At 69.7% G+C, this 12141-nt stretch carries 12 protein-coding genes; 3 read left to right on the forward strand and 9 right to left on the reverse strand.

The genetic code is table 11. The annotated features are described in order from the left end of the window. Positions 1 to 353: DUF3866 family protein (locus E1218_RS22070; RefSeq protein ID WP_132323121.1), on the forward strand; the 353-nt coding region annotated here is incomplete at its 5' end. A 90-nt stretch (positions 354 to 443) separates the two neighbouring features. After that, positions 444 to 827 carry a hypothetical protein gene (locus tag E1218_RS22075; protein ID WP_233712376.1) on the forward strand — a complete coding sequence of 128 codons (384 nt, stop codon included), beginning with the start codon at positions 444 to 446 and terminating at the stop codon, positions 825 to 827. Positions 828 to 881: 54 nt separating this feature from the next. On the opposite strand, the gene E1218_RS22080 is transcribed toward E1218_RS22075, so the two are convergent. From E1218_RS22080 to ald, 9 genes are all read right to left on the reverse strand, one after another. Continuing rightward, the gene (locus E1218_RS22080) at positions 882 to 1847 is read right to left on the reverse strand and encodes an FKBP-type peptidyl-prolyl cis-trans isomerase (protein WP_132323125.1); all 966 of its coding nucleotides are present in this window, start codon (positions 1845 to 1847) and stop codon (positions 882 to 884) included. Positions 1848 to 2168: 321 nt separating this feature from the next. After that, entirely contained in the window at positions 2169 to 3530 is a 1362-nt protein-coding gene (gene pafA / locus E1218_RS22085) for a Pup--protein ligase (protein WP_132323127.1), read from the reverse strand. 729 nt (positions 3531 to 4259) lie between these two features. Beyond that, on the reverse strand, positions 4260 to 4988 hold the full coding sequence (locus E1218_RS22090) for a pseudouridine synthase (RefSeq protein ID WP_132323167.1): 729 nt from the start codon (positions 4986 to 4988) through the stop codon (positions 4260 to 4262). Continuing rightward, the gene (gene scpB / locus E1218_RS37980) at positions 4981 to 6279 is read right to left on the reverse strand and encodes an SMC-Scp complex subunit ScpB (RefSeq protein ID WP_325052852.1); all 1299 of its coding nucleotides are present in this window, start codon (positions 6277 to 6279) and stop codon (positions 4981 to 4983) included. Before scpB ends, E1218_RS22090 begins: the two co-directional genes overlap by 8 nt. Continuing rightward, a complete protein-coding gene (locus E1218_RS22100; RefSeq protein WP_202866136.1) occupies positions 6276 to 7277 on the reverse strand; it encodes a segregation and condensation protein A in 1002 nt (333 codons plus the stop codon). The genes scpB and E1218_RS22100 overlap by 4 nt, the downstream gene beginning before the upstream one ends. After that, a complete protein-coding gene (locus E1218_RS36695) occupies positions 7274 to 7636 on the reverse strand; it encodes a hypothetical protein (protein WP_202866137.1) in 363 nt (120 codons plus the stop codon). Before E1218_RS36695 ends, E1218_RS22100 begins: the two co-directional genes overlap by 4 nt. Continuing rightward, positions 7621 to 8532, reverse strand: a complete 912-nt coding sequence (locus tag E1218_RS22105) for a ParA family protein (protein ID WP_132323169.1) — start codon at positions 8530 to 8532, stop codon at positions 7621 to 7623. Before E1218_RS22105 ends, E1218_RS36695 begins: the two co-directional genes overlap by 16 nt. A 339-nt stretch (positions 8533 to 8871) precedes the next feature. Beyond that, positions 8872 to 9786: a site-specific tyrosine recombinase XerD gene (xerD, locus tag E1218_RS22110; RefSeq protein WP_202866139.1), complete on the reverse strand. Its 915-nt coding sequence runs from the start codon at positions 9784 to 9786 to the stop codon at positions 8872 to 8874. Positions 9787 to 9800: 14 nt separating this feature from the next. Then, positions 9801 to 10916, reverse strand: coding sequence for an alanine dehydrogenase (gene ald, locus E1218_RS22115; protein ID WP_132323133.1), 1116 nt, complete (start codon positions 10914 to 10916; stop codon positions 9801 to 9803). A gap of 358 nt (positions 10917 to 11274) precedes the next feature. On the opposite strand from ald, the gene E1218_RS22120 reads away from it, so the two are divergent. Next, positions 11275 to 12018: a phosphotransferase gene (locus tag E1218_RS22120; protein WP_132323135.1), complete on the forward strand. Its 744-nt coding sequence runs from the start codon at positions 11275 to 11277 to the stop codon at positions 12016 to 12018. Positions 12019 to 12141: the final 123 nt, after the last annotated feature.

The following is a 12141-nucleotide window of genomic DNA, read 5'->3' on the forward strand; positions in this document are numbered from 1 at the left end:
GGATCTCGGAAGCCGATCCGCGGCCACGGCACCGGGGGATCTCACACCACAGCCTCACCGCCTACGGTCGGGTGGCGCTGCAGCCGGCGGACGTCGTCGTACCGGACCTGGCGGGTGAGTTCGGTGACGCGGTCCGGGACGCCGCCGAGCCGTTGAAGGCGCGGCACCGGGTGGTGCGCGTGGGAGTCGACGGGTTGTACGACGCCATGCGGGCGGCGCCGGTGAAGCTGTCGACGATGGGGCGGGATCTCGACGGGGACCGCGCGTACTTCGAGGCGGCGGCCGCGGCCGGCCGGCATGCGGCCGGGCTGGTGGACGTACCACCACCTGGGCTGGGGTCTCAGTACTCCTGATCGGCAGGGCTTCGGCGGCGACGCTGGCAGCATGGCAACCCTTGCTCCACCTCAGCCCCGCTGACCGCTCGTTGGGCCACCCTGACGTGGTTGCTCGCCGTCGGCGCGGGCGTCGCCGAGTCGGTCGTCGGCGCGGTGCACGCTGTCGGCGATGGCATCTCGCTGCCCGCGCTGGCAGCTCAGCTGGCCGTCCGTGCGCTCGTGTACGGCGGCCTGTTCGTCGTCATCGACCGCTACTTCCGCCAGGGTGTCCCGTGGTCCCGATGCCTCCTGGCGGGCATCCTCGGCACCGTCGGTCTCGCGTCCCTCGTCCACCAGCCGATCTCCTGGCTGGCGGGCAACGACCTCAGCGCCCTCCCCTGGTCGCTCACCTTCGCCCTCACGGCGATCCTCCGCACCATCCACCTCAGCGCCCTGCTCGCGGCGCTGTTCCTGACGTTCCACCCGGCAACCACCCGCTGGTTCCACCGCTGAACCCCGAAGGCCGGCCTCCCCACGGGAGACCGGCCTTCGGCAAACGCTCCGGACTTACTGGCCCTGCTGCTTCGGAGCCGGGAAGGCGTTCAGGATGTCGATGACCGCGAAGGCGTTGATCGCCTTGCCCTTGGCGTCCTTGGACGGCGGCAGCTCGACCAGCACACGGCTGCCGATCGGGATCCCGGCGAGACCGTCCAGGGCGCCGCTCTGACCGTTCGGGCCCGGGCCGACCTGGAGCTGGTCCGTCGGGGCACCGGGCTGGGCCGGCTGACCGTTGGCGGCGGGCTGCCCGTCCCAGGTGCTCGCCTGCTTCTTCCCGGTGTAGTCGTACACGACGTACCGGCCGACGAGCTGGCTCCCGGCCTCGACCGGCTTGCCCTTGCCGACCGCGAACACGACCGGCTTGCCCGGCTTCGCCGGCGGCTTGCTGCCGGCCGGGACCGCGACCTTCGGCTCCGCGTTGAGCGCGCCGGTGACCTTGATCTTGCTCGCCGCCGAGGTCGCCGGGTTGGCGTCCAGCGGGGTGTCGTTGGCGGCCGAGCCGACCAGGTCGACGACGAAGATCAGCGTGTCGTCACCCTTGATCCCGGCCTGCTCGTTCCCGGTCTCCTTGTAGCCCTTGTCGGACGGGATGGACAGCAGCACCCGGCTGCCGATCTTCTTCCCGACCAGACCCTCGTCCCAGCCGGCGATGACGCCGCCGACACCGATCGGGAACGACGACGGCGCGCCCCGGTCGTAGGAGTTGTCGAAGACCTTGCCGTCGCGCCAGATCTGCCCGAGGTAGTTCGCGGTGAGCAGCTCACCCTTCTTGACCACCGGCCCGTCGCCCTCCTTGAGGACCTCGGTCACCAGTGTCTTCTCCGGTTCGCCCTCGCGATGGGTGACGGTCGGCTTCTGACCGAACTCCGAGGTCACCTTGATCCCGCCGGCACCGAACTCCGGCTCCTCGGAGCCACAGGCGACCAGGCCGGAACCCAGCGCCGCCATCGCGACCAGACTCAACAACTTGCGCACGAACGAGCACCTCGAAACATCCCGGCGCGGTCCGCGCCGCTCGACTCACGGTCAACAACGCGCCCACCCTAGCCTGCACGCCCAACAACACCACTGTCCGCCTGCGTCACCGTTGAATCACACCACGTACGGTCACAGCGCTCAGAAGCCGACAGCGTTGTCCGGCGCCCGATCCTGCCGCGACAGCGCGTCCAGCCGGTACGTCGGGAGCACACGGGTCGACGTGACGCCGCCGAGCGCGACCTGCCGCGCAGGTACTCCTTCTCGGCCCTGGCCACCGGCCGGATCTCGGTCGCCGTGCCGCCCGTTCCGCCGGGCGACTCACATACTGGCGATCAGTTTCTCCACCCGCTCGTCGTGGGACTTGAACGGGTCCTTGCACAGAACCGTCCGCTGGGCCTGATCGTTCAGCTTGAGGTGTACCCAGTCGACAGTGAAGTCACGGCGGCGCTCCTGCGCGCGCTTGATGAACTCACCGCGCAACCGCGCCCGGGTCGTCTGTGGCGGCACCGACTTGGCCTCGAAGATCCGCAGATCGTCGACGACCCGGGTGACCGCGCCCTTGCGCTCGAGCAGGTAGTACAGACCGCGGGGCCGGTGGATGTCGTGGTACGCCAGGTCAAGCTGGGCGACCCGCGGGCTCGCCAGGCCGAGGTTGTTCTGCTGCCGGTAGCGCTCGATCAGCCGGTACTTGATCACCCAGTCGATCTCTCGCTCGATCCCGGACAGGTCGCCGGACTCGATCGCCTTCAGCGTCCGCTCCCACAGCGACAGCGCCCGCTCGACCGCCGGCGTCCCCAGCTCGCGGCGGTCGACGAAGTCGCGCGCCTTGGTCAGGTACTCCCCCTGGATGTCGAGGGCGCTCGCCTCCCGGCCGTTGGCCAGCCGGACCTCGCGGCGGCCGGTCATGTCGTGGCTGATCTCCCGGATCGCCCGGATCGGGTTGTCCAGGGTCAGGTCGCGCATCACGATGCCGGCCTCGATCATCCGCAGTACCAGGTCGGTGCTGGCCACCTTGAGCAGCATCGTGGTCTCCGACATGTTCGAGTCGCCGACGATCACGTGCAGCCGGCGGAACCGCTCGGCGTCCGCGTGCGGCTCGTCCCGGGTGTTGATGATCGGCCGCGACCGTGTGGTCGCGCTCGACACGCCCTCCCAGATGTGCTCGGCGCGCTGGGACACCGAGTACACCGCGCCGCGGGGGGTCTGCAGCACCTTGCCGGCCCCGCAGATGAGCTGCCGGGTGACCAGGAACGGGATCAGGACGTCGGCCAGCTTGGCGAAGTCGCCGTGCCGGCTGACCAGGTAGTTCTCGTGGCAGCCGTAGCTGTTGCCGGCCGAGTCGGTGTTGTTCTTGAACAGGTAGACGTCGCCGAAGATGCCCTCGTCGTGCAGCCGTTTCTGCGCGTCCACGAGCAGACCCTCGAGGATCCGCTCACCGGCCTTGTCGTGCGCGATCAGGTCGGTGACCGAGTCACACTCACCGGTCGCGTACTCCGGGTGGGAGCCCACGTCGAGGTAGAGGCGTGCCCCGTTGCGGAGGAAGACGTTGCTGCTCCGCCCCCAGGACACGACGCGCCGAAACAGGTACCGCGCCACCTCGTCGGGGGTCAGTCGGCGCTGACCGCGAAAGGTACACGTGACGCCGTACTCGTTCTCCAGACCGAAGATTCGCCGGTTCACACACCCACACTACGTGGCGGTTCCGACAACCGGGCCATGTCCCAGGCGCGCCGTTTCCCGGCGTTACCCCTTTGATGTCAACCATGCAGGAGCCGACAGGGGTCAGACCGGTGGGTGGCACTGCGGGTGGAGGTCCGCCCGACAGTAGTGACGTCGCCGATGACGGCTGCCGGCGTCGGCACCATGAGGCGACGAACCTTCACCACGGCGATCGCAGCATCGGTGGTCGCCGGCATGGTGCCCGCGTACGCCGGCCGCAGCGAGCTGACCCTGCGCCTGCCCAGGCCGACCGGCCGGTGGTGGGTCGGTACGACGACTCGGCACTTCGTCGACCGTGCTCGCGCCGATCCGTGCGAACGGTGCGACGACGCGCGAGCTGCTGACCACGATCTTCTACCCGGCGTCCGACGTACGTGGGTGTCACCGACGGCTGCCGCGACGCCCGCTTCGACCGGACCTGTGCGGCCATGATGTCGCACGGCGGGCCCGTCCGGCGCGTCGAACTCCCCGACGCCGACCACTGGATTTTCACCGACTACGCCGCCCTCACGCCCAATTCCAGTCGGCCGGCCTGGTCATCCCGAGGCGCGCGCACAACTCATCGGCACGACGCCGTGCGGCGTCACCACCACCCGCCGCCTCGTCCGCACGTTCTTCAGGCAGACCCTCCGGCAGCGGTAGGCCACCACCTGAGCCTGCTGTGGACGGACTGTCCGGCGAGTGACGTTCTCAGAGGTCGACGAGGTCGAGGAGCTGGCCGAGTTCCTTCTGGTCCAGGTCGCGGAGTTCGCCGGTGTGCAGGTTGCCGCGGCGGACCGGGCCGATGGCGGTGCGGGTGAGGCGTTTGACCGGGTGGCCGATCGCGTCGAACATCCGGCGGACGATCCGGTTGCGGCCCTCGTGCAGGCTGATCTGGATCAGGGTGCGGCCGCGGATGCTGGAGACCACCTTGACAGTGTCCGCCCGGGCCGGGCCGTCGTCGAGCTCGATGCCGTCGAGAAGGCTGCGCAGGAGCGCCGGTTTCACGTTGCCTTCGACTTCGGCGACGTACGTCTTGGAGACCTCGTACGACGGGTGCGTGAGCCGGTGCGCGAACTCGCCGTGGTTGGTGAGCAGCAGCAGGCCCTCGGTATCGGTGTCCAGGCGGCCGATGTGGAACAGCCGCTCCTGGCGGTCCTGGACGTAGTCCGCGATGCACGGGCGGCCCTGCGGGTCGGACATCGTCGTGACGACGCCGCGGGGTTTGTTGAGCACCAGGTACACGTGCGCGCCGGTCGGCGGGATCCGTTCACCGTCGACCCGGATCACCGACACCGCCGGATCCACCCGCAACCCGAACTCGGTCACCACCGCGCCGTCCACCTCGACCCGACCTTGCTCGATCAGGATCTCCGCGTTCCGCCGGCTGGCCACCCCCGCCTGAGCCAGCACCTTCTGCAGGCGGATCCCGTCACCCATCCCGGGAACCGTCCCCAGCAGAGCCAACCCCCGCACCCTCCCGGGCGGCGGCGTCACCTCCGCCGTCCGTGCCTGTGGACCCGTCCGCCGGATCCGCGCTCCTGGCGGGATCCGCGTTCCCGGACCCACCCGCAGCACCCTGGGGCCTCGCTGCGTCCGCGCTCCCGAACTCGTCGGACGGCTGGAGCTCACCCGGCTCCTGCGCGACGTCCAGGTCCACCGGCTCGTCGGTGGTCAGATCGCCGTCGATGCCGGTGCTGCTCGCTGGGAGAGCGTCCGCCTGGTCCGCGCCGGCGTCGTCGTTGCCCTCGCCTGACGTCTGCTCCTCGGCCGGATCGTCGGCGGTGGATCCGAACTCCTCGGACGGTTCGAGCTCGCCCGGCTCGTGGTCGACGTCCAGTTCGACGGGCTCATCGGTCGTCAGGTCGCCGTCGATGCCGGTGTCGTCGGCGGCGGGCTCGTCCGCGGACGTCGTACTGTCCTCGGAGGTCGTCGGCGGAAGGGTCTGGGCGGCGAGTTCCTCCTCGATGTCGTCCATCTCCGGGAGGTACGGCGCGAGCTCGGGCAGGTCGTCGAGGGACTGCATGCCCATCCGCTCCAGGAAGTACGACGTGGTGCGGTAGAGCGTCGCCTGCGACTCGGTGTCCGCGCCGGCCTCCTCGACCAGACCGCGGGCGATCAGCGTGCGCATCACGCCGTCGACGTTCACGCCGCGGATCGCGGAGACACGCGCCCGGCTGACCGGCTGCTTGTACGCGACCACGGCGAGCGTCTCCAGCGCGGCCTGCGTCAGCCGCGCCTGCTGCCCGTCGAGCACGAACCTCTCCACGTACGGCGCCGCCTCAACGCGGGTGTAGTACCGCCAGCCGCCACCCACCTCACGCAGGTCGAACCCACGCCCCTGCTCGGTGTACTCGTCGGCCAGCGTCAGCAACGCCGCCGACACGTCGCCCGTCGGCCGCCCGACCGCACGAGCCAACGTCAGCACCGGCAACGGCTCGTCCGTCACCATCAGAATCGCCTCGATCGCCCGCCGCATCGTCTCGTCGTCGACAACACCTTCGTCCGCCATCGGCACCGCAGTCTGCCCCGGCGGCACGTGGTCCTCCGTATCGAGTCCCGTCGACTCGGCGTCCGCCGGTTCGGGGGACTCGGCAGCGTCCGTAGCCGGGTCGGCGACCCCGGCAGCCCTCGGCTCGGCGTTCGGCGTGGTGTCACCTGCCGGGGGTTCTTCGGCGCCGGGGTCCACGAAGCTTCCGTAGGGTTCGTCGGGGGTGGGGTGGTCGGTCACTGGTTCACCGTCTCGTCGGGTCCTTCGGAGGGCTGGGCGGTGTCCTCGGGATTGTCGTCTTCGGTCAGGCTCTCACCGGGTTCGAGGAAATCAACCTCGCCGGGGACCTCGGGTGCCTCACCGTCCTCGGCCTCGGGTTTCGCGACCTCGTCGAACTCGTCCGAAACGTCGATCTCGCCTTCGTCGGAGCCGGTCCACCGGATGGTCAGCTCCCCCAGCGGCGTCACCTGCTCGAACGACACCGCCGCCTCCCGGAACAGCTCGAGCAACGCCAGGAACCGGCACACGGTCGTCACGGTGTCCGGCGAGTCCGACACCAGCGCGCGGAACGTCGTACTGCGCTGCCGCCGCAACCGGTCGACGATCACGACCGCCTGCTCGCGGACCGTGACCGCCGGCGCGTGCAGGTGCGCCAGCGACACGCCCTCGGGTACGTCGGTCTTCGGCGCCAGCGCACGTGCCGCCAGGGCCGCGAGCCCGGCCGGGTCGATCCCGAGCAGCACCTCCGGCAGCAACTCCGCGAACCGCGGCTCCATCCCGACCGCCCGCGGGAACCGCTTGGACTCGGCCGCCATCCGCTCCTGCATCAGCGACGCGATCTGCTTGAACGCCCGGTACTGCAGCAGCCGCGCGAACAGCAGGTCCCGCGCCTCGAGCAGCGCCAGGTCCTCGGAGTCCTCGACCTCGCCCTTCGGCAGCAGCCGGGCCGCCTTCAGGTCGAGCAGCGTGGCCGCGATCAGCAGGAACTCCGACGTCTGGTCGAGGTCCCACTCGGACCCGAGCGCCTTGATGTGCGCGATGAAGTCGTCGGTGACCTGCGACAGCGCGATCTCGGTGATGTCGAGCTTGTGCTTGCTGATCAGCTGCAGCAGCAGGTCGAACGGCCCCTCGAAGTTGACCAGGTGGACACTGAACCCCTTGCCTTCGGCAACCGTCGGTACGCCGTCGGCCGACGGACCGGCCGAGAGGTCGAGGGGCAGCGAGTCCGAGGAGCTCATTCCGAGGCCTTGAGCCGCCGTACCAGCACCGAGTCCGGGCCGTGGTCGACGAAGTCCGCCAGCAGGACGTCGATCGCCTCGCGGACGATCCGGCCGCGGTCGGCGGTCAGGCCGTGCTCGGCGCGCAGCGCGAGTCTGGTCTGTTCCAGGCCGAGCAGCTCCTCCTCCGTCACGTACACGGTGATCTTCGTGTCGTGCCGGATCCGACCGCTGGACTTGCGGTCGTCGACAACGGCCGTGCGGGATCGAACCCCGGTCGACGGTCCGTCGGTGGTGGTGCGCTTCTCGGGTCTGGTCTGCTTCGGTGCCGCACCCCCGAAGAGTTCACTGGCACCTGGCAGGCTCACCCGGCGGGACAACGCGCCAGCACCTCCTTGGCAAGGTCGCGGTACTGGGTAGCCGCTTGGGACGATGGCGCGTACGTCGTGATCGGTTCACCGACGACCGTGGTCTCGGGGAACTTGACGGTACGCCGGATGACGGTGTGGAAAACGCGCTCGTCGAAGGCCTGGACGACGCGGTCGAGCACCTCCCGGGCGTGCGTGGTCCGCCCGTCGAACATGGTGCCGAGGATGCCGACGATCTCGAGCTTCGGGTTCAGCCGGTCCTGCACCTTGCCGATCGTGTCGGTCAGCATCGCCAGCCCGCGGAGCGCGAAGAACTCGCACTCCAGCGGTACGACGATGCCGTTGGACGCGGTCAGTGCGTTCACGGTGAGCAGGCCGAGCGACGGCGCGCAGTCGATCAGGATCACGTCGTAGTTCGGGACGATCGGTTCGAGCACCCGCTGCAGGGTGTACTCGCGGGCGACCTCCTGGACGAGCTGGACCTCGGCGGCCGACAGGTCGATGTTGGCCGGCAGGAGGTCCAGGTTCGGCACGTTGGTCGCCCGGATCACCTCGTCGGCGGTGATGTCGCGCTGCATCAGCAGGTTGTAGACCGAGAGGTCCAGGTCATGCGGCTGCACGCCGAGACCGATCGACGCCGAACCCTGCGGGTCGAAGTCGATCAGCAGCACCTTGCGACCGGTCTCGGCGATCGCCGCGCCGAGGTTGATCGTGGTGGTGGTCTTGCCGACGCCACCCTTCTGGTTGCACATCGAGATCACCTGGGCGGGCCCTGTCCTGGCCGGCGGCTGGGGCTCCGGCAGGTCCGGAACCGGACGGCCGGTCGGCCCGATCTTGCTCCTCGGGCCGTGCGCGTCATTCACAGGTGCGATGTCCTCCGCGGTGAGCTTGGCCGTCGGCCGGGGCATCTCCGCATAGTTGTCGGGTGGGGTCAGGTTCCGCTGCGGCTGCGCCTGCGGTCGCGGGTGCGCGGCAGGCTGGGTGACCGTCGGCGCGATCGGTTGGGCCGGCGACGGGAACTGCTCGGTGCCCGGGAATGTCGACTCGTTCATGACTCGTCAAACCTTTCAACCGATACGGGCGATCCCAGCGACTGTAAGCGTGCATTCAAGCACTCTCAACCAGCCACTCCGCACCGGGGTCGGGTGGTTTGTCGACAAAGCTCCGGACCCGGTCGATCACCGCCTCCGGATGACCAACCGTAACCAGATGATCGCACACCGTCCATGATCGGCCCGCACCGGGACTCAGGACGACAGCGCGCGGGGATGTGCGGTCGCGTAGACCTCGCGGAGCTTGTCGACGGTGACGAGGGTGTAGACCTGGGTCGTGGTCACCGACGCGTGGCCGAGCAGTTCCTGGACCACGCGGACGTCGGCGCCGCCGTCGAGGAGGTGGGTGGCGAAGGAGTGGCGGAGGGTGTGCGGGGAGATCTCCTTGGCGATCCCGGCGCGCTGGGCGGCACGTCGCAGTACCGTCCAGGCGCTCTGCCGCGAGAGCCGGCCGCCACGGGCGTTGAGGAACAGCGCCGGGGTGCCGCGGCCCCGGCTGACGAGGTCCGGCCGGCCGCGGACCTGGTACGCCGCCACCGCGTCCCGGGCATAGGACCCGACCGGGACGACGCGTTCCTTGCTGCCCTTGCCGCGCAGCAGCACCGCGCCGGCGTCGAGGTCGATGTCGTCCACGTCGAGCCCGACCGCCTCGGAGATGCGCGCGCCCGTGCCGTAGAGGAACTCCAGCAGAGCCGCGTCCCGGGTCGCGAGCACGGCCGGCTCCGCCTCGGCACCCGCGGCCGCGCCGAGGATCCGCGAGACCTCGTCCACGGAAAGGGCCTTGGGCAACCGTTGCGGCGGCGCCGGCGGTTTCACGGCCGCCGCCGGATCGACCGCGGTCAGGCCCTCACGCAGGCAGAACTTGTGGAATCCCCGGACCGCGACCACGGTCCGCCCGGCCGACGACGCGGTCAGCGGCGGGTGGTCCGCGTCGCCTTCCCGCAACCGCATCAGGAAATCACTGACCACGGCCTCCGAGATGCTCCCCAGCGAGGAGATCCCGGCGGCCCGGAGGTAGCCGTCGTACCGGCGCAGGTCCCGCCGGTACGACGCCAAGGTGTTCGCAGCCAGGCCGCGCTCGACGGTCAGGTGGTCGAGGTACGCACCAATTGCGCGGGGGATGCTCAGACCAGCACCTCGTCGAGCTTCAGCTGGGACACGTCGTGGGCCTCGGCGACCGGTCCGTAGGTGACGTGCCCCTCGAAGGTGTTCAGGCCGAGCGCGAGGCTGTGGTCCTGCTTCATCGCCTCCCGCCAGCCCAGGTTCGCCAGCTCGATCGCGTACGGCAGCGTCACGTTGGTGAGCGCGTACGTCGACGTGTTCGGCACGGCGCCGGGCATGTTCGCGACGCAGTAGAACAACGAGTTGTGCACCTGGTACACCGGGTCGGCGTGCGTGGTCGGTCGCGAGTCCTCGAAGCAGCCGCCCTGGTCGATCGCGATGTCGCAGAGCACGCTGCCCGGCTTCATCCGCCGGACCATCTCGTTGGTGACGATCTTCGGCGCCTTCGCCCCCGGCACCAGGACCGCGCCGATCACCAGGTCGGCCTCGAGCACCGCGCGCTCGATCTCGAACGAATTCGCGGCGATCGTCAGCAGGTGACCCTGGTAGATGCGGTCGGCCTCGCGCAGCCGGGCGATGTTGCGGTCGAACAACTGGACCTGCGCCTGCATGCCGAGCGCGATCGCGGCCGCGTTCATCCCGGCGACACCCGCGCCGATGATCACCACGCGAGCCGGATGCACCCCGGAGACGCCGCCCATCAGGACGCCGCGGCCGCCACCGCTGCGCATCAGGTGGTAGGCGCCGGCCTGCGGGGCGAGCCGGCCGGCCACCTCGCTCATCGGCGCCAGCAGCGGCAGCGAACCGTCGGGAAGCTGAACCGTCTCGTACGCGATCCCGGTGATGCCGGACTTCAGCAGCGCGTCGGTGCAGTCGCTGCTCGCGGCCAGGTGCAGGTAGGTGAACAGCACCTGGTCCCGCCGCATCCGGTGGTACTCCTCGGCCACCGGCTCCTTCACCTTGAGCACCAGCTCCGCGTCCGCCCAGACGTCGTCCGCCACCGGCACGATCCGTGCCCCGGCCGCGACGAACTCGTCATCGGGGATCAGCGAACCGGTCCCCGCACCCTGCTCGATCAGAACCTCGTGCCCGTTGCGCACGAACTCGTGCACCCCGGACGGCGTGATCGCCACCCGGTACTCGTGGTTCTTGACTTCCTTCGGAACTCCGACCTTCACAACTCGCCCTTCTTTCACATTCCAGGTGTGCGGCCCACGTCGTTGTGTCCGCGGCCCGGCGGTGAGGGGTGTGCTGCCAGGTCGCTGCCGAGTGTAAGCCCGCGGGGTTCATACCACCTGATCGGATGGTCCTATCCGGTGGAGACTCGCGGAACCGAACCCCGGCGGTTCGGTTACACTCTTGTACGACGCCGTGGCAACCCGTGACGTTCACACCGGAATCCCTTGCCCCGCAGGCTTTGCGCAATCTTGACGCAATCTCCATTTCTCTCTTCACGCCAGTTTTGCACTGCACCGAAGTCCCCGGCTTCGGTGCTTTTCGGTACCCCTGATCGAAACGCGACCGGAAGGTTCTGACATGGACGAGGAGATCGCTCTCCAGGGCGGGAACGTCGGCGGCGCCGTCCGCGTCGGCGACACCGTACGGCGCACCACCGGCCCGTGGACGCCGGCCGTTCATGCACTGCTCAACTACCTCGCCGACGCCGGCCTGGCCGGCGTCCCCCGGGTGCACGGCTACGACGACCGCGGACGCGAGATTCTCGATTACCTCCCCGGTACGGCGTACGGCCCGGAGGTTCCGGACGACGTGCTGGCGGACGCTATGCGCTGGCTGGCGGAGTACCACCGCGTCGTCGCGTCGTACCGGCCCGAGGGCGAGCTCGTCTGGCGGGCCGGCCGCGGCGAACTCGCGGCCGGGCAGATCATCTGCATGCACGACTACGGCTACTACAACTGGATCGGCACCGAGGCCGGGTTCAGCGGCGTGATCGACTGGGACCTTGCCGGGCCGGGAGTGCCACTCGACGACCTCGCCTTCTCCGCCTGGAACACGGCGCCGCTGGCGATCCCGATGGATCCCGCCTACCAGGCCGCCCGGCTGCGGCTGATGGCCTCGGCGTACGGCGACGCGTTCACGCCGTTGCAGATCCTGGAGGGCGCCCCGGACCGGGCACGGCGCTCGGCGCGCGTCATCCGCGCCGGCCGGCAGGCCGGGGACGCCGGCATGCTCAACCTCGCGACCGTCGGCGAACCCGAACGCACCGAGCGCCGGCTGGCCGATCTGCGACGCCGCGTTCCGGAGATCGCCGCGCTCCTCTAGGTTCACATACTGGTTGCGCGGGCGAGCATCATTGACGGTTCCTCCAGGACGTCAGGGATGCTTACCGGAGCACGGAATGGAGCACGGAATGGAGCACGGAATGGAGCCCGCCCGCTCCCGGTT

The sequence above is a fragment of the Kribbella turkmenica genome (assembly GCF_004348725.1).
Classification (GTDB): Bacteria; Actinomycetota; Actinomycetes; order Propionibacteriales; family Kribbellaceae; genus Kribbella; species Kribbella turkmenica.